Raw genomic sequence first — 17390 nt, 5'->3', positions numbered from 1 at the left:
GGTAACGTGCATAGTCACAGCTGTGAAAGTTATGTAGGGAACCGCCCGTTCCGGCGCGCCGCGCCCCCCGTTCGCAGCATCGCGCGCGCGACGAGCCGAGGCATACCGGCAAAATCCGTCGCCGACCGATGCGTTCGACCCATTGACACTCCAGGGGCCACGTCTTTACTGTCACGCCAGCATTTCGAACGTGTGACGAAATTTCGAACAGAGCCGCAAGAGCACAGGGGGCAACTGCCGTGCGCATCACGGGAATCAGCACACACGTGGTCGGGACGCCCTGGCGCAACCTGACGTACGTCCAGGTGCACACCGACGAGGGCCTGACCGGAGTCGGCGAGACCCGCATGCTGGGCCACACCGACGCACTGATCGGCTATCTGCGAGAGGCGGAGGCCAATCACATTCTCGGTTCCGACCCGTTCGCTGTCGAGGACCTCGTCCGACGGATGAAGTACGGCGACTACGGGCGCGCCGGCGAGATCGTGATGTCCGGCATCGCGGTCATCGAGATGGCCTGCTGGGACATCAAGGGCAAGGCCCTCGGCGTCCCCGTGTGGCAGCTGCTCGGTGGCAAGGTCACCGACAAGGTCAAGGCCTACGCCAATGGGTGGTACACGACCGAGCGGACTCCGGAGGCCTACCACAAGGCCGCCCAGGAGGTCGTGGCGCGCGGGTACAAGGCCCTGAAGATCGATCCCTTCGGGACCGGGCACTTCGAGCTCGACCACGAAGCCACCCTCTACTCCGTCTCGCTGATCGAGGCCGTGCGCGACGCGATCGGCCCCGAGGCCGAGCTGATGCTGGAGATGCACGGCCGCTTCTCCCCCTCCACCGCCGTCCGGCTCGCCCGCGAACTCGCGCCCTTCAAGCCCGCGTGGCTGGAGGAGCCGGTCCCGCCGGAGAACCTGAAGGCCCTGGAGAAGGTCGCCGCCAAGGTGGACATCCCGGTCGCCACCGGTGAGCGCATCCACGACCGCATCGAGTTCCGCGAGCTCTTCGAGAGCCAGGCCGTGGACATCATCCAGCCCGACGTCGGTCACATCGGCGGCATCTGGGAGACGCGGAAGCTGGCCGCCACGGCCGAGGCGCACTACGTCCTCGTCGCGCCGCACAACGTGGGCGGTCCCGTCCTCACCGCCGCCTCACTCCAGGTCGGCTTCACCTCCCCCAACTTCAAGATCCTCGAGCACTTCAACGACTTCGCGGACGCGGAGATCAAGAAGGTCGTGAAGGGTGCCCCGCAGGTCGTCGACGGCTACTTCGAGCTGTCCCACGAGCCGGGTCTCGGCGTGGAGCTGGACGTCGACGCGGCGGCCGAGTTCCCGCAGCAGCAGGCCCGCTTCGACCTGTGGGCCGACGGCTGGGAACAGCGCAAGCCCAAGGGGACCCAGTGAGCACCGCGGTCGTCATCGAGGCGCCGGGCGAGCACCGGCTGATCGAGCACGAGCCGGTGCGGCCGGGTGCCGGTGAGGCCCTGGTCCGGGTCCACGCCGTGGGTATTTGCGGCAGCGACCGCGAGGTCTATCAGGGCAACCGGCCCGACGGGTACGTCCGTTATCCGCTCACGCCCGGCCACGAGTGGTCCGGGACCGTCGAGGCGGTCGGGGCCGGGGTGCCGGAGTCGATCGTCGGCCGCAAGGTCGTCGGTGAGGGCTTCCGCAACTGCCAGGTCTGCGACCGCTGCCACGCGGGCGAGACAACGCTGTGCACCTCGGGGTACGAGGAGACCGGGTTCACCCAGCCGGGTGCGATGGCCACCACGCTGACCCTCCCGGCCCGGCTGCTGCACGTACTGCCGGACGACGCCGACCTGACGGCGGCGGCCCTCCTGGAGCCCGCCGCCTGTATCGCGGCCGCCGCGCTGAAGGCGAACGCCCAGCCCGGTGAGCGGGTCGCGGTGGTCGGGACCGGCACGCTCGGGATGTTCGCGATCCAGTTCCTGAAGGCGAACTCCCCGGCGGAGCTGCTGGTGGTCGGGACCCGGCCGGACCGGGCGGCGCTGTCGAAGGACTTCGGCGCCACCGACTTCCGTACGAAGGACCAGGAGCTGCCCGACGACTTCGATGTCGTCATCGAGACCGCCGGGTCCGCGTCCGCCGCGCGCTCCGCTGCCTCCCTGCTGAGGCGCGGCGGACGCCTGGTCCTCACGGGGATCCCGGCGCCGGGTGCGGAGGGGCTCGACCCCACCGATCTCGTCGTACGGCAGCTGGAGGTGCACACCGTGTTCGGGGCGCCGCCGGCGGCCTGGGCGCACACCGTGCGGGTCTTCGGGGCCGGGCTGCTCAGCCCGTTGCCGCTGGTCACGCACGAGCTGCCGCTCGCCGAGTTCCCGCAGGCGATCGAGTTGGTGGGGTCCGGCGATCCCAAGGTCGGAAAGGTCCTGCTGAAGCCGTAGTTCCGCGCCCCCTGAGCCGTACGCCGGTACGGAGTCACCTGACGGCTCCGTACCGGCGTACCACCCGGGCCCCGCACTCCCAAGGTCACGAACCTTGTCCGAAATATCGAACATATCTGTACGCGCACCACATATGTACGCGCCACCCTCGAACGCGAAGGACAGCCAGTGACCGACGCCGCCCCTACGGCAGCCCGTCGACCCGGCGAGCAGGCGCTCGCCGCGCTCGGCCTGGGCGCGCCCGCCCTCTCCCCCGCCGACGCCTCGCCGCACACCTTCCCGGGGGGCGGTCGCTGGCGCACCGAGGTTCCCTCCGTGGAGGGGCCCGAGGCCCTGGCCGTGGTCCTCAAGGAGTCCTCGCGGCTCGACGTACCGATCCACCGGATCAGCCAGGGCAGCGGTGTCTGGATGCTGACCGACGCCGAGATCACCGAGATGGTCGAGGCCACCGGTGAGCGCGACATCGAGCTGTGTCTGTTCACCGGGCCGCGCGGCACCTGGGACACCGGCGCCTCCGTGCGGACCGACTCGCGCGGCGCGGGCCTGCGGGCCCGTGGCCATGACGCGGTGGCCGGCTGCGTCGAAGACGCCGTCAGGGCAACGGAGTTGGGCGTAAAGTGTCTCCTCGTCGCCGACGAGGGCGTGTTGTGGACCCTGCACCGGGCACGCACCGCCGGGATCATCCCGGCCGACACGACCCTCAAGCTCTCGGCACTGGTGGGGCCGGTCAACCCGGCCTCGTACGCGGTGTACGAGAACCTCGGCGCGGACTCCATCAACGTTCCGAGCGATCTGACACTTGCTCACCTCACAGAAATACGGCGAGTTTCGGCCGCTCCCATGGACATGTACATCGAGGCTCCCGACGATCTCGGCGGCTACGTGCGCATGTACGAGGTCGCCGAGCTGATCCGTCGCGGCGCGCCTCTGTACCTCAAGTTCGGCCTGTCCAAAGCCCCCGGAATCTACCCGTACGGGCACCACTTGCGGGACCTGACGCTGAACACCGCGAAGGAGCGGGTGCGGCGCGGCCGGCTCGCCCTGGACCTGCTCGCACGGCATGGAGCGGACGGCGACATGGCTGCGCTCGGTTCACGGATGCCCGGATCTCTTACCCGCTTTGACACTCCCTCATAACGTTCGCACAAACCCTCTTCACACAAGCCGACACAGCCGCGCACAATCCCACACACCTCTACTCGGTTTTCCCTCGCAACGCTCTCGGAGCATCCCCGTAACGCGAGGCCGAGCCGGTCCAAGACAAGACATCAAGGATGATGATCATGCGTAACCGCAGAGCTGCCCTCACCGCCATCGCCGGCGCGGCCTCTCTCGCCCTCACCCTGACCGCCTGTGGCCAGAACAGCGACGGCGGCAGCAAGGACTCCGACAGCAAGGACGCCAAGGGCGGCACGATCGGCATCTCCATGCCGACCAAGTCCTCCGAGCGCTGGATCGCCGACGGCAAGAACGTGGTCAAGGACCTTGAGGCGAAGGGCTACAAGACCAAGCTGGCCTACGGCGAGGACGACCCGGACACGCAGGTCTCGCAGATCGAGAACATGATCACGCAGGGCGTGAAGGCCCTGATCATCGCGGCCATCGACAACAAGTCGATGAACAACGTGCTCCAGCAGGCTGCCGACGCCAAGATCCCGGTGATCTCCTACGACCGCCTGATCCTCGGCTCCAAGAACGTCGACTACTACGCGTCCTTCGACAACGAGAAGGTCGGCACGCTCCAGGGCAACTACATCCTGCAGAAGCTCGGTCTCGCGGACGGCTCCAAGAAGGGCCCGTTCAACATCGAGCTCTTCGCCGGCTCGAACGACGACAACAACACGAAGTACTTCTTCGGCGGCGCGATGAAGGCTCTGCAGCCCTACATCGACAAGAAGCAGCTCGTCGTCAAGTCCGGCCAGACCGCGCTGAACCAGGTCACCACCCTGCGCTGGGACGGCGGCACCGCTCAGAAGCGCATGGACGACATCCTGACCTCGTCGTACAAGAGCGCCAAGGTCGACGCGGTGCTCTCGCCCTACGACGGCATCTCCATCGGCATCCTCTCCTCGCTGAAGTCGGACGACTACGGCTCCAAGAACAAGCCGCTGCCGGTCGTCACCGGTCAGGACGCCGAGCTGGCCTCGGTGAAGTCGATCATCTCGGGTGAGCAGACGCAGACCGTCTACAAGGACATCCGCAAGCTGGCGCAGGTGGCCACGGACATGGTCGACGCGGCCCTCAACAACAAGAAGCCCGAGATCAACGACGACAAGACGTACGACAACGGCACCAAGGTCGTCCCCGCCTACCTGCTGCAGCCGGTCAGCGTCGACAAGACCAACTACGAGAAGGAACTCGTCGCCACCGGCTACTACAAGGACAGCGACCTCAAGTAACCGCCACCCTCTAGTGATTGGAAGGCACGACCATGGCGGGACCCGTCCTGGAAATGCGCTCGATCGTCAAGACCTTTCCCGGCGTCAAGGCGCTGTCGGACGTCACTCTGACCGTCCAGCAGGGCGAGGTCCATGCCATCTGCGGGGAGAACGGCGCCGGCAAGTCGACCTTGATGAAGGTCCTCTCCGGCGTCCACCCGCACGGATCGTACGAGGGGGACATCCTCTTCGAGGGAGAGGTCTGCTCGTTCAAGGACATCAGGGCCAGTGAGCACCACGGCATCGTGATCATCCACCAGGAACTGGCCCTGGTTCCCTACCTCTCCATCGCGGAGAACATCTTCCTCGGCAACGAGCACGCCACGCGCGGACTCATCAGCTGGACCGAGACGCTGCGCCACGCCACCGAACTGCTGCGGCGGGTCGGGCTCGACGAGAACCCGCAGACCCGTGTCGCCGACATCGGCGTGGGCAAGCAGCAGCTCGTCGAGATCGCCAAGGCGCTGTCGAAGCAGGTGAAGCTGCTCATCCTGGATGAGCCGACGGCCGCCCTGAACGACGAGGACAGCGGCAAACTCCTGGATCTCATCCTGGAGTTGAAGAAGCAGGGCATCACCTCGATCATCATCTCCCACAAGCTGAACGAGATCGAGCGGGTCGCGGACTCGGTGACCATCCTGCGCGACGGCCGGACCATCGAGACACTCGACGTGAAGGCCGCGGAGACCACCGAGGACCGGATCATCAGCGGCATGGTGGGCCGCGACCTCGAACACCGCTTCCCGGAGCGGACGCCGCACACGCCGGAGGAGGGCGCCGCGCCCGCCCTGGAGATCCGTGACTGGACCGTGTTCCACCCGATCGACCAGCAGCGCAAGGTGGTCGACGACGTGTCGATCTCCGTGCGGCGCGGCGAGATCGTCGGCATCGCGGGGCTCATGGGCGCCGGACGCACCGAACTGGCGATGAACGTCTTCGGACGCACCTACGGCCGGTACGCGGGCGGCACGGTGCTCAAGGACGGCAAGGAGATCCGTACGAAGACCGTGTCCGAAGCGGTCGGACACGGGATCGCGTACGTCACCGAGGACCGCAAGCACTACGGTCTCAACCTCATCGACACCATCAACCGCAACATCACGCTCAGTGCCCTGGGCAAGGTGGCCAAGCGCGGGATCGTCGACGAGCACGAGGAGCGGCAGGTCTCCGAGGGCTTCCGCAAGTCCATGAACATCAAGGCGCCGACCGTCTTCGAGCCGGTGGGCAAGCTGTCGGGCGGCAACCAGCAGAAGGTCGTCCTCAGCAAGTGGATCTTCGCGGGCCCCGAGGTGCTGATCCTCGACGAGCCGACCCGCGGGATCGACGTGGGCGCCAAGTTCGAGATCTACACGGTCATCGACAAGCTGGCGGCCGAGGGCAAGGCGGTCGTCTTCATCTCCTCCGAGCTCCCGGAGCTGCTCGGAATGTGCGACCGCATCTACACCATGGCCGCAGGACGGCTGACGGGTGAGTTCTCGCGGGCGGAGGCCTCGCAGGAATCGCTGATGCGCCAGATGACGAAGGACAAAGAGGTAACCCGATGAGCACGGATGTGACCGCCAAGACGCCGGCCCCGGCGCCGCCCGGCAAGAGCGGCTCGGCCACGGGCGAGGGCCTGCTTCAGCTGATGCTGGACGGCATGCGCCGCAACATGCGGCAGTACGGCATGCTGTTCGCCCTCGGTCTGATCGTGGTGCTGTTCGCCGTATGGACCGACGGAGACCTGCTGCTGCCGCGCAACGTCTCCAACCTGGTGCTGCAGAACAGCTACATCCTGATCCTCGCGATCGGCATGATGCTCGTCATCATCGCGGGCCACATCGACCTGTCGGTCGGCTCGCTGACGGCGTTCGTGGGCGCGATGGGCGCCGTGCTGATGGTCAACCACGACATCTCCTGGCCGATCGCCCTGGTGCTGTGCCTGGCCATAGGCGCGGCCGCGGGCGCCGCGCAGGGGTTCTTCATCGCGTATCTCGGCATGCCGTCGTTCATCGTGACCCTGGCGGGCATGCTGACCTTCCGCGGTCTGACCGAGATCTTCCTCAAGGGCCAGACGATCGGCCCGTTCCCGGACGGTCTGCAGAAGGTCGCCAACGGCTTCCTGCCCGAGGTCGGTCCCGACACCAACTACCACAACCTCACCCTGCTGCTCGGCATCGGTCTGATCGTGTTCGTGGTGTTCCAGGAGGTCCGCGACCGCAAGCGGCAGCAGGAGTTCTCGCTCGACGTCCTGCCGACGAACCTCTTCTACCTCAAGATCGTCGCGCTGGTCGCCGCCGTGCTCACCGTCACCATGCTGCTCGCCAGCTACAAGGGCGCTCCGGTGGTCCTGCTGATCCTCGGCGTCCTGGTCGTCGGCTTCGGCTACCTGATGCGCAACTCGGTCATCGGCCGGCACGTCTACGCGATCGGCGGCAACCTCCCGGCGGCCAAGCTGTCGGGTGTGAAGGACAAGAAGGTCGTCTTCCTGCTCTTCCTGAACATGGGCATGCTCGCGGCCCTGGCGGGTCTGGTCTTCGCCGCCCGCTTCAACGCGGCCTCGCCCAAGGCCGGTCTGAACTTCGAACTCGAGGCGATCGCGGCCTCGTTCATCGGCGGCGCGTCGATGAGCGGCGGCGTGGGCACGGTTCTCGGCGCGATCATCGGTGGTCTCGTCCTGGGCGTGCTGAACAACGGTATGAACCTCGTCGGCATCGGCTCCGACTGGCAGCAGGTCATCAAGGGACTGGTACTGCTGGCCGCGGTCGGCTTCGACGTGTGGAACAAGCGCAAGGTCGGTTCGTAAGTCTCGTCAAGGCCCCCACTCCGGTGGGGGCCTTCCTCTTCCAATGGAGCCGCACATGGAAACGAGCAGACGTACGGTCATCGCCGCGGCCGCGGCCACGGGTCTCACCGCCGCCACGGTCGGCACCGCCCACGCGAGCACGGGAGGCAGGAAGCCGGTGAAGGAGCTCTTCGGCAAGCTCGCCGACGGCACCAAGGTCTACCGCTGGTCGCTGGAGAACGGCGGCACGCGGCTGAAGGTCATCTCCTACGGCGGCATCGTCCAGTCCCTGGAGATCCCCGACCGGCACGGGCGCTACGCCAACGTCTCCCTCGGCTACGACAACCTCGCCTCGTACGTCGCCGGGACGACGTTCTTCGGGGCGACGATCGGCCGCTACGGCAACCGTATCGCCAAGGGAAAGTTCACCCTGGACGGCAAGGCCTACCAGCTCTCCGTCAACGACGGCGTGAACAGCCTGCACGGCGGCGCCAAGGGCTTCAACACCAAGGTGTGGGACATCGAGGGCTTCACCTCGGGCTCCGACGTCGGCCTGCACCTCCACTACACCAGCGTCGACGGCGAGATGGGCTACCCGGGCACGCTCAAGGTGAAGGTGACGTACACCCTCACCAAGCACGGCGACTGGCGCATCGACTACCAGGCCACCACCGACAAGGCCACGGTCGTCAACCTCACCAACCACACGTACTACAACCTCGCCGGTGAGGGCAGCGGCGGCATCTACGACCACGAGCTCCACCTGGCCGCGGGCCGCTTCACGCCCACCGACTCGGGGCTGATCCCCACCGGTGAGCTGGCCAAGGTCGCGGGCACCCCCTTCGACTTCCGCAAGGCCAAGCCGATCGGCCGGGACATCCGCGTCGGCCACCCCCAACTGGTCACCGCCAAGGGCTTCGACCACAACTGGGTCCTCGACAAGGGCGTCACCGCCCGCCCCGAGCACATCGCGACCCTGCGCGACCCGAAGTCCGGCCGCACCCTGAAGATCGCGACGGACCAGCCGGGCGTGCAGTTCTACTCGGGCAACTTCCTGGACGGCACCCTGGTCGGCCCCTCCGGTCACACCTACCGGCAGGGCGACGGCATGTGCCTGGAGACCCAGCACTTCCCGGACTCGCCGAACCACCCGTCGTTCCCCTCGACGGTGCTGCGACCTGGGCAGACCTACCGCACGACGACGGTCCACTCGTTCAGCGCGTGACGTCCGTCTGACTTCCGCATGACATCGGGGCCTCGGTGGGTGACGCCACCGGGGCCCTTTTGGTTGCCGGGAAAAGTCGACCCTTACTCAATCCTCACGAGTTGAACAGCGCCCCCTCCGCATCCGTATGAGAGGGCGGCCCGTGCTCCCCCGCGCGGGCCACCCAGAGACCGGAGGTTCCATGGCCGACAACGTCGCCTCGCTGTTCCGCGGTACTGCGGCGCACAGCCCCTCGATGGCTGCGCTGGCCCGCGAGAGCGATGGAGTCGGCCCGATCGACTTCTGCATCCCGTGCAACCCGTACTTCCCCACCCCCGGCATGTTCGACGAACTGGCCGGGCGGCTGCGCGAGATCATCACGTACTACCCGAGCAGCGCCGACACGATCACGGCCGAGCTGTGCGCGCTGCTCCAACTCCCGCCGAGCTGCGTCGCGATGGGCAACGGCTCCACCGAGCTGATCACCTGGATCGACCACCTGCTCGTACGCGAGTCCCTCGCCATCCCCGTCCCCACCTTCGGCCGCTGGACCGACCAGCCCATGGAGACCGGCAAGCGGGTCGACATGTTCCCGCTCATGGAGTCCAACGGCTTCGCTCTGGACCCGGCCCAGTACATCGAGTTCATCCGCGCCCGCGGCACCCGTGTCGCCGTCATCTGCAACCCGAACAACCCCGACGGCGGCTTCCTCACCCGCCGCGCGCTGGTCAACTTCATGGATCAGCTCCAGGACCTGGACCTGATCGTCATCGACGAGTCGTTCCTGGAGTTCGCCGACGCCGAGAGCGACCCGAGCGTCGTGGAAGAGGCCGTCCTGCGGCCCAACGTCATCGTCCTGCGCAGCCTCGGCAAGAACTTCGGCCTCCACGGCATCCGCTTCGGCTACCTCGTGGCCAACCCCGCGCTCGCCGGCAAGGTCCGCTCCATGCTGCCCAAGTGGAACCTCAACTCCTTCGCCGAGACCGTGGTGTTCATGCTCAAGGAGCACGGGCAGGAGTACATGGAGAGCCTGCACATGGTGCGCCGCGACCGCCTCGACATGGCCCGCCAGCTCTCGGCGCTCCCCGGCCTGACGGTCTACCCCTCGCAGGGCAACTTCCTCTTCGTACGGCTTCCCGTGGGCGCCGAGGGCACCGTCGTCCGCGACCGGCTGCTGAGCGAACACCGGATCCTGGTCCGTGAGTGCGGCAACAAGATCGGCTCGTCCAGTCGCTTCCTGAGACTCGTGGTGCGCCCCGAGACGGACGTGCGTCGCCTGGTGTCCGGAATGGAACAGGTGCTCTACGGATCCAGGAGGGGAGCCGCCGTACCCGAGCTGGGCACAGGGACCAGCTACAGCTCGGGTACGGCGGCGGTGGACCGTCTGATCAGCGAGACGAACGGTGTCGGCATGCCGCTGGCCGCGCAGGCCGCCGCGATGCCGAGCCTGCCGCCCGCCCAGACCTGGCCGGGCCCGGCCCCGGCGCAGGCCCCCACCGGTATGCCGGGCCTGGCCCCCGCCCCGGCCGCCGCGATGATGCCGCCCCAGCAGCAGCCCGCGGCACGGATGCCCGCGCCTGCCCCGCAGCAGCAGCCCATGCCGGCGGTCGCGCAGATGCCCGGCGTCGCCCAGATGCCCGGGGTGGCCCAGATGCAGCCGGCCGCCCAGATGATGCCGCAGACGCCGCAGATGTCCCCGGTCGCTCAGATGTCCCCGGTCGCTCAGATGGCGCAGATGGCCCAGATGGCCCAGACCGCACAGGCCCAGGCTCAGGCACAACGACAGCAGGCGCCGATCCCCGCCGTCGCCCAGGCCCCGTCACCGGCGGCCCAGGCGCAGGCACGGTCGATGCAGCCGCCACCCCAGCCCCCGGCGATGCCCGCCATGTCCCCCGCCCCGGCCGCGGGGCTGGGCCAGACCGGCATGCCGGGTCTGCGCAACCGGGGCCTGACCGCCGCCCAGGTACGGGGCCGCACCGAGCCGGAACCGGCACCCGCACCCCAGCCCACGGGCTGGCCGGCGGCGGGCGCGATGTACAACCAGGTGGGCTAGGGCCTGTCCGGCGGATCATGCCGCAGACGCGGTGAGGCGCCGCCTGTTTCCTGCGACTTGATCCGAACGACAGGCCCTAGGGCCTGTCGTTCGGATCAGGTCCGGGCCGCGGGGCCCTGCTCGGGCGACCCGCTCGGCCTCCTGAGCAGGGACAGCCACCCGGGTAGATCGACCTCGGCGCGGACGGTCTTGCCGGGCGGCTCCCGGTCCAGCACTTCCCAACGGTCGGCGACCGCCTCGACGAGCACGAGCCCCCGCCCGCCTTCGTCGAGGGGACGCAGGGGCGGTACGACACCCGGTCCCGGCGGGCGCGGCCCACTGCGCGTGTCGGTGACCTCGACGCGGACGCCGCCCGTGACGAGGGACAGCCGCAGCTCGAAGTCCCGCCCCGGCACCCGCCCGTGGGTGACCGCGTTGGCGGCGAGCTCGGCGACGATCAGGGCGACGGCGTCGGAGGCGTCCGTACCGTGCGGGATGCCCCAGGCGTGCAGCTGGTTCAGGGCGAGGTGACGTGCGAGGCGGGCGCCGCGCGGGGTGGCGCTGAGCCGCTGGGTGAACACACGTACGGTAACCGGGTGTTGCGGGGTGGATGGTGCGGTCATGCGCCCAATCTGGCGGTGACCACGCCCGCTTCACCAGGTCCGCGCCGCGTACGCTGCGCGAGCGTACGCGGTAACGGACTGGACAGTACTGGTCACTGGGCGTGACCATGGGGTGCGGGAGGTGACCCATGGTGGTCGATGGTGCGGTGGGGACGGGTGGAGAACCCGAGTCGTCGGACAGTCTGCGGACGTTCGGAGCGGTCGTACAGGCCCTGCGGGAGCACGCGGGGCTGAGCCGGGAGGAGTTCGGGGAACGAGTGCGGTTCTCCAAACACACGGTGGCGTCCGTGGAGTTGGGGCGCAGGATGCCGGATCCGACGTTCGTGGAACGGGCGGAGGAGGTGCTGGGCAACACTGGGGCGTTACGGAAGGCGGCGGGGCATCTGGCTCGCCAGCCGGGGTTGGCGGCGTGGTTTCGACAGTGGGCGAGGCTGGAGACGACGGCGATCACCCTCTATACCTATGAGTGCCGGTTGATTCCAGGTCTGTTGCAGACGGAGGCGTACGCGCGGCAGTTGTTCACCGATCGATTGCCATCCCTGGACGACGAGCAGATCGAGGCCCAGTGGGCAGCGCGGGCCGAGCGTCAACGACTGTTGCGGGAGCGGCCGAACACCGCGTTCAGCTTCATCCTCGAAGAGCACTTGTTCCTGCGGCGCACAGGCGGAGTCGAGGTCACGCGCGAGCTCATCGACCATGTACTGGAGATCGCCACACTACGGAACGTCGAGGTCCAGATCATGCCGTTGGTGCGGGAGTCGCACGCCGGGATGGCGGGCCCTCTGCAACAGTTGGAGACCCCCGACAACAAGTGGTACGCGTACAACGAGGGGCAGCGCGGCGGCCTGTTCTTCTCCGACCCAAAAGAGATCAGCGTCCTCCAGCGGCGATATGCCAGGATGCGTTCGCAGGCTCTCACCCTTCACGACTCCGTGAGCCTGCTGGAGCGGATGCGAGGAGCGCTATGAGCACGTCCGAACTGGCCTGGTTCAAGAGCAGCTACAGCAGCAGCGGCGACGGCGACTGCGTCGAGGTCGCCCTCTCCTGGCACAAGTCGAGCTACAGCAGCAGCGCTTCCGGCGACTGCGTCGAGGTCGCCACCTGCCCCCAAACCATCCACGTCCGCGACTCCAAGAACACGGACGGCCCCCACCTCACCCTCTCCCCCACCACCTGGGCCGACTTCCTCACGTACGCCGCAGGCGCGCGCCGCTGACCGTGAACCCGACCGCGGCCCCACCCCCCAACCGCGTGCCCGCGAACACCGTGCCGCCGTGGGTCTCGGCGACGTCCCGGACGATGGCGAGGCCGAGTCCGGAACCTGGCAGGGCGCGGGCGGTCTCGGCCCGGTAGAACCGGTCGAAGACCCGCCCGGCGGCCTCCGCGGCGATGCCGGGACCGCGGTCGGACACGGTGACCACGCCCTCGCGGATCCGTACCTCGATGGGCTCGCGTTCGTCGGGGTCGAACTTGGCGGCGTTCTCCAGCAGGTTGCCCACCGCGCGTTCAAGACCCTGGGGGCGGCCCTGGACGACGCTGCCGTCGGCGTCGATGTGGACGAGGCGCCGGGTACGCCGGTGCACGCGCCGCGCGGCGCGGCGGGCCACCTCGGCCAGTTCCACGGGCTCCTCGGGCTCGTCGCGGCCGCGTACGAGGGCGAGTTCGACGAGTTCGTCGACGAGGTGGCCGAGTTCACGCGTCTCGCCCTCGACGTCGTCGAGGAGCCGTTCGCGGGCGTCCGGGGAGAGTTCGGCGGCGCGGCGCAACACCCCCGCGTTGGTGCGCAGGCTGGTCAGCGGGGTGCGCAGCTCGTGGGCGGCGTCCTGGACCAGCCGGTCCTGGGCGTCACGGGCGGCGGCGAGCCGGGCGACCATCCGACCGAAGGACGCGGAGAGGCGGCCGACCTCGTCCCGTCCGCCCGCCGGACCGTCGTACGTGATCCGTCCGTCGAGACTGACGTCCTCGGCGGCTGCCGTCAGCCGTACGAGCCGCCGGGTGATGCGCCCCGCGAGGAGTCGTCCCGCGACGGCCGCGGCGAGTGCGACCAGGAGACCGGCCCCGGCGATCTCCCTGGCCATGCCGACGAGGACGTAGTGCGTCTGGTCGACCTGCACGGCCACCTGGAGGGCTCCCCGGTCGCCGCCGAGGGCGGTGGTGAGCAGGCGGTGCGTGGCGTGGTCGGCCTTGACCTCGGTGGTGTACGACTCCCCCTGCGCGCCGGAGGCGGCGAGGGCGCGGGCGGTGTCGGAGACCGGCAGCTTCACGGTGGGGCCGCCGAGGTGGGTGGGGGTGCCGTCGGGTGCCACGGCCTGCATGACGATCTGTCGCTCCTCCTCGTCCCCCGGTCCGGGCCGGTCGGGCCCGGGGAAGAGGTCGGGGCCCTCGGTGACCGCCTCGGAGAGGGCGACCGCGCGGTCCTGGTCACGGACGAGGGCTGTCATGGCCGAGCGCAGGGTCCGGTCGGTCTCGGCGGTGACGCGGTCGGCGGCGGCGCCGTAGCTGAGCATGCCGACCAGTACCGCCACCACCGCGCCGACGGCGGCGAAGGCGAGCGCGAACCGCGAGCGCAGGCTCATGGACGCCGTACCGCGTAGCCCACGCCCCGTACGGTGTGGATGAGGTCGGGCGCGCCGGCGTCGGCGAGCTTGCGCCGCACGTAACCGACGTAACTGGCCAGGTTCTTGGCGTCCACACCGGCGTCGGGCCCCCAGACCCGCCCGTAGACCGTCGCGTGGTCCAGCACCAGCCCCTCGTCGCGCACCAGGAGCTCCAGCAGGTCGAACTCGGTCTTGGACAGCCGTAGTTCGGCCTCCCCCCACCAGGCGCGGCGGGCGGCCGGGGCGAGCCGCAGTGCGGCGATCCGCAGTACCTCGACGGCCCGGGGCGGTGGCTCGGCGGCGTCCGGTGCCAGATCGCCACGGCGTCGCAACGCCCGTAATCGGGCGAGGAGTTCGGGTATCTCGAAGGGCTTGGGGAGGTAGTCGTCGGCGCCCGCGTCGAGGCCGGTGATCCGGTCCGGGGTTCCGGCCCGCGCGGTGAGCATCAGTACCGGGGTGCGGTCGCCGTCGGCGCGCAGTACTCGGCAGACGCCCACTCCGTCGACGTACGGCATCATCACGTCGACCACCAGCGCGCTGAAGGTGTCGCGGCGGGCCCGGGTCAGGGCCTCCACTCCGTCGGCGACCGTGACGACGTCGTAGCCCTCCAACTCCAGTGCCCGTGCGAGGGATTCACGGACGGCGCGATCGTCGTCGACGACGAGGACTCGGTTCACCACGCCCACATGATGACCCACGGCCCCATGTGCGACCGTCGTTTCTCGGCCTCCCTCGCGCCGCAGCTCTTACCTCCCTCCGGACTTCCTCCCACCGGGGTCTGAGATCACACACCCACGATGGGAGCTTCTGACCGCCCCCCACGGGAGTCCCCCCATGTCGACCGTCACTGTCCGACGCACGCGCCGCGCCCTGGTGCTCGCCGTGTGCGCCGCCCTCGCCGCCACCGGCTGCACGGCCCTCAACTCGGCATCCCCCACGGCCGAGTTGGCGGCGAAGGCGCCGATCCCGGCCTCGGCGGCCCGGCACGGAGCCGGCGGCGCGAACACCGCCCAGGTCGTGGCCGCCGCCAACGCCTTCCTCGCCACGCTCTCCGACGAGCAGAAGGACACGGCCCTCTACGACTTCGACGACGCGGCGAAGAAGACCGGCTGGTCGAACTTCCCGACCCCCGTCGTCGCACGCAACGGCCTCAAGCTGGGCGACCTGACCGACGAGCAGCAGGCGGCCGCCCTGAAGGTCATGGAGGCCGCGCTCAGCAAGAAGGGCTACGAGGAGCTCGTGGAGATCCGCAAGGCGGACGACTATCTCGCCTCGTTGCCTCCCCGCACGCCCACCCCGCCGACCGGCACACCGACCGCCACACCGACCGGAGGCGGCGGGCGTCCCCCGGGCGGGGGCGGCGCCAACTTCGGCTCGCAGTGGTACTACATCTCCTTCTTCGGCAAGCCCAGCAGGACCGGGGAGTTCACGGTCCAGTACGGCGGCCACCACGCGGCGTACAACCTCACCTACGCCGGGAAGAACGTCAGCATCTCGCCCACGCTGACGGCGGTCGAGCCGATGCAGTTCGACTGGGAGGACATGTTCTACGCCCCGCTGGAGGACAAGCGGACCGCCACCATCGGCGCCATCCAGTCGCTCACCGCGGACGAGCTGACGGCGGCCGAGATCGACGGGAGCTTCGACGACCTGTATCTGGGTCCCGGCCATGACGGCCCGTTCCCCGCGCAGCCCGAGGGCGTGCTCGTCTCCAGCCTCACCAAGAAGCAGCGGGCCAAGGTCACCGCGATGCTGAAGGCCTGGGTCGACGACCTGGACGAGAAGGCCGCGGGGCGTCTTCTCGCCAAGTACGTCTCGCAGTACGACAAGACGTACATCGGCTGGAGCGGTGGCACGACCCTCGACAACAACCAGACGTATGTGCGCCTCGACGGCCCGTCCGCCTGGGTCGAGTTCTCCAACCAGCCCGGCGCCTCGACCGACGGGGTCCACCAGCACACGATCTTCCGGGACGAGACGGCCGACTACGGCTGGAAATGACGGAGTCCCCCGCCGTGCGCCGCCGTCTCCTCCCTCTGCTCCTGCTCACGGTGTTCCTGCTGGCCGGCGGCCTCGCGTCGCCGGCCGGCGCCCACCCGATGAGCACCTCGGCCGTCCTCCTCGACATCGGCGAGGACCGGGTCGAGGGGGAGGTGCAGCTGCCCATCGACCGCCTGGCGATCGCCGTGCACCGCGATCTGACCCCGGACAGCGTCCTGGGCGCCGACCGGGCGTTCCTGGCCGACTACACGGCCGCGCACATCAGCGCGACCGGCACCGAAGCCACGGGCGGAGCACCCTGGACGGTCGCGCTGGGTGCGGCGAGGGTCCGCACGATCGACGCGTCCCCGCACCTCGTCTACCCCCTCACCATCCGCCCGCCGCACGGCGACGACGTCACCGACTTCCGTCTGCGCTACGACGTCATCGTCGAGGAGCTCCTCACCCACAACGTCATCGTCACCGTCCGCCACGACTTCGACCGCGGCATCCTGAAGACCGACGACGCCGAAACGCTCGGGATCTTCGACTTCGACACCAAGACCCTCGAAGTCCCCGCGGGCGAGGGCTCATGGCTCCGCGGCTTCGCGACCACGGCGGGCCTCGGCATGAAGCACGTCGGCGAGGGCGCCGACCACCTCCTGTTCCTCCTCATGCTGCTGGTCCCGGCCCCGCTGGTGGCGGCGGGCGGCGGCTGGCGCACGGCCGCCGCCCCGTCGTCGCGCCGGAGCGTCGTCCGGGTGGTGCACGTGGTCTCGGCCTTCGCCGTGGGCCACTCGCTCACCCTGGCGCTGGCGGCGACCGGGCTGGTCGACGTGCCGTCCCGTCCGGTGGAGACGCTGATCGCGTTCTCGATCGCGGTGTCGGCGGCGCATGCGATACGGCCGCTGGTGGCGCGCGGCGAGGTGCTCATCGCGTCGGGCTTCGGCCTGGTCCACGGGCTGGCGTTCGCCTCGCTCATCGACGACCTGGGCCTCGGCCGAGGCTCTCTGGTCACCACTCTCCTGGGCTTCAACCTGGGGATCGAGCTGACCCAACTGTTGGTCGTGGCTCTACTGATGCCCTCACTTCTCGTGCTGGCCCGTACGGCCGTGTATCCGGCGTTCCGCGTCGGCCTGGCCGTGGTGGGCCTCCTCTTCGCCACCTCCTGGATGCTGGAGCGCGCGACGCTGACGTCGTCCGATCCGTTCGAGGGCGTACAGACGTGGCTGGTCGGTCACCCGTTGCTCGTGGCCGTGGCGCTGGCGGTGCCGGCCGCCGTCGCCCGCCTGTCTCACAAGGAACTTGACGGGCCGTCACTTTGCCGTACTGACAGCTGACCGACAGCAACCGT

At 69.0% G+C, this 17390-nt stretch carries 15 protein-coding genes; 12 read left to right on the top strand and 3 right to left on the bottom strand.

Features of this window, described 5'->3' with window-relative positions; all coding sequences use genetic code 11:
- Window positions 1–239: 239 nt before the first annotated feature.
- The 8 genes from OG568_RS34160 to OG568_RS34125 all read left to right on the top strand — a co-directional run bounded on the left by OG568_RS34160 (window position 240) and on the right by OG568_RS34125 (window position 10857).
- Window positions 240–1397, top strand: a complete 1158-nt coding sequence (locus OG568_RS34160; protein WP_266414190.1) for a mandelate racemase/muconate lactonizing enzyme family protein — start codon at window positions 240–242, stop codon at window positions 1395–1397.
- Window positions 1394–2398: a zinc-dependent alcohol dehydrogenase gene (locus OG568_RS34155; RefSeq protein WP_329534337.1), complete on the top strand. Its 1005-nt coding sequence runs from the start codon at window positions 1394–1396 to the stop codon at window positions 2396–2398. Before OG568_RS34160 ends, OG568_RS34155 begins: the two co-directional genes overlap by 4 nt.
- 168 nt (window positions 2399–2566) lie before the next feature.
- Complete coding sequence (locus OG568_RS34150; protein WP_266414188.1) at window positions 2567–3535, top strand: hypothetical protein; 969 nt, start codon at window positions 2567–2569, stop codon at window positions 3533–3535.
- A gap of 140 nt (window positions 3536–3675) precedes the next feature.
- Window positions 3676–4797 (top strand): multiple monosaccharide ABC transporter substrate-binding protein, encoded by a 1122-nt coding sequence (gene chvE, locus OG568_RS34145; RefSeq protein ID WP_329536539.1) that lies wholly within the window; start codon window positions 3676–3678, stop codon window positions 4795–4797.
- Between the two features lie 32 nt (window positions 4798–4829).
- Window positions 4830–6380, top strand: coding sequence for a multiple monosaccharide ABC transporter ATP-binding protein (gene mmsA, locus OG568_RS34140; RefSeq protein ID WP_329536538.1), 1551 nt, complete (start codon window positions 4830–4832; stop codon window positions 6378–6380).
- Window positions 6377–7621 (top strand): multiple monosaccharide ABC transporter permease, encoded by a 1245-nt coding sequence (mmsB, locus tag OG568_RS34135; protein WP_329534336.1) that lies wholly within the window; start codon window positions 6377–6379, stop codon window positions 7619–7621. Before mmsA ends, mmsB begins: the two co-directional genes overlap by 4 nt.
- Before the next feature lie 55 nt (window positions 7622–7676).
- Window positions 7677–8825, top strand: coding sequence for an aldose epimerase family protein (locus tag OG568_RS34130; protein WP_266414185.1), 1149 nt, complete (start codon window positions 7677–7679; stop codon window positions 8823–8825).
- Between the two features lie 181 nt (window positions 8826–9006).
- Window positions 9007–10857, top strand: a complete 1851-nt coding sequence (locus tag OG568_RS34125; protein ID WP_329534335.1) for a pyridoxal phosphate-dependent aminotransferase — start codon at window positions 9007–9009, stop codon at window positions 10855–10857.
- A 95-nt stretch (window positions 10858–10952) separates the two neighbouring features.
- On the opposite strand, the gene OG568_RS34120 is transcribed toward OG568_RS34125, so the two are convergent.
- A complete protein-coding gene (locus OG568_RS34120) occupies window positions 10953–11459 on the bottom strand; it encodes an ATP-binding protein (protein ID WP_329534334.1) in 507 nt (168 codons plus the stop codon).
- Between the two features lie 128 nt (window positions 11460–11587).
- Here OG568_RS34120 and OG568_RS34115 point away from each other — a divergent pair, with 128 nt between their 5' ends.
- Window positions 11588–12427: a helix-turn-helix domain-containing protein gene (locus OG568_RS34115; protein WP_329534333.1), complete on the top strand. Its 840-nt coding sequence runs from the start codon at window positions 11588–11590 to the stop codon at window positions 12425–12427.
- Complete coding sequence (locus OG568_RS34110; RefSeq protein WP_329534332.1) at window positions 12424–12675, top strand: DUF397 domain-containing protein; 252 nt, start codon at window positions 12424–12426, stop codon at window positions 12673–12675. The genes OG568_RS34115 and OG568_RS34110 overlap by 4 nt, the downstream gene beginning before the upstream one ends.
- On the opposite strand, the gene OG568_RS34105 is transcribed toward OG568_RS34110, so the two are convergent.
- On the bottom strand, window positions 12647–14035 hold the full coding sequence (locus OG568_RS34105; protein WP_329534331.1) for a HAMP domain-containing sensor histidine kinase: 1389 nt from the start codon (window positions 14033–14035) through the stop codon (window positions 12647–12649). The two genes, OG568_RS34110 and OG568_RS34105, sit on opposite strands and share 29 nt — an antisense overlap.
- Complete coding sequence (locus tag OG568_RS34100; RefSeq protein WP_329534330.1) at window positions 14032–14736, bottom strand: response regulator transcription factor; 705 nt, start codon at window positions 14734–14736, stop codon at window positions 14032–14034. The genes OG568_RS34105 and OG568_RS34100 overlap by 4 nt, the downstream gene beginning before the upstream one ends.
- A 154-nt stretch (window positions 14737–14890) precedes the next feature.
- Here OG568_RS34100 and OG568_RS34095 point away from each other — a divergent pair, with 154 nt between their 5' ends.
- Both OG568_RS34095 and OG568_RS34090 read left to right on the top strand, forming a co-directional pair.
- Window positions 14891–16057, top strand: coding sequence for a DUF3500 domain-containing protein (locus OG568_RS34095; RefSeq protein ID WP_329534329.1), 1167 nt, complete (start codon window positions 14891–14893; stop codon window positions 16055–16057).
- Window positions 16054–17376 carry a HupE/UreJ family protein gene (locus OG568_RS34090; protein ID WP_329534328.1) on the top strand — a complete coding sequence of 441 codons (1323 nt, stop codon included), beginning with the start codon at window positions 16054–16056 and terminating at the stop codon, window positions 17374–17376. The genes OG568_RS34095 and OG568_RS34090 overlap by 4 nt, the downstream gene beginning before the upstream one ends.
- Window positions 17377–17390 lie beyond the last annotated feature (14 nt).

Source organism: Streptomyces sp. NBC_01450 (assembly GCF_036227505.1).
In the GTDB taxonomy this organism is placed as follows: Bacteria; Actinomycetota; Actinomycetes; order Streptomycetales; family Streptomycetaceae; genus Streptomyces.
Note: the sequence above shows the minus strand (reverse complement) of the source record. Positions and strands in the feature narration are given on the sequence as shown.

Bases quoted from the DNA above. Each gene is read 5' to 3' on its own strand.
- OG568_RS34105 (WP_329534331.1), bottom strand. From the start codon at position 14,035: ATGAGCCTGCGCTCGCGGTTCGCGCTCGCCTTCGCCGCCGTCGGCGCG.
- OG568_RS34110 (WP_329534332.1), top strand. From the start codon at position 12,424: ATGAGCACGTCCGAACTGGCCTGGTTCAAGAGCAGCTACAGCAGCAGC.
- OG568_RS34095 (WP_329534329.1), top strand. From the start codon at position 14,891: ATGTCGACCGTCACTGTCCGACGCACGCGCCGCGCCCTGGTGCTCGCC.
- OG568_RS34120 (WP_329534334.1), bottom strand. From the start codon at position 11,459: ATGACCGCACCATCCACCCCGCAACACCCGGTTACCGTACGTGTGTTC.
- chvE (WP_329536539.1), top strand. From the start codon at position 3,676: ATGATCATGCGTAACCGCAGAGCTGCCCTCACCGCCATCGCCGGCGCG.
- OG568_RS34130 (WP_266414185.1), top strand. From the start codon at position 7,677: ATGGAAACGAGCAGACGTACGGTCATCGCCGCGGCCGCGGCCACGGGT.
- OG568_RS34125 (WP_329534335.1), top strand. From the start codon at position 9,007: ATGGCCGACAACGTCGCCTCGCTGTTCCGCGGTACTGCGGCGCACAGC.
- mmsA (WP_329536538.1), top strand. From the start codon at position 4,830: ATGGCGGGACCCGTCCTGGAAATGCGCTCGATCGTCAAGACCTTTCCC.
- OG568_RS34115 (WP_329534333.1), top strand. From the start codon at position 11,588: ATGGTGGTCGATGGTGCGGTGGGGACGGGTGGAGAACCCGAGTCGTCG.
- mmsB (WP_329534336.1), top strand. From the start codon at position 6,377: ATGAGCACGGATGTGACCGCCAAGACGCCGGCCCCGGCGCCGCCCGGC.
- OG568_RS34090 (WP_329534328.1), top strand. From the start codon at position 16,054: ATGACGGAGTCCCCCGCCGTGCGCCGCCGTCTCCTCCCTCTGCTCCTG.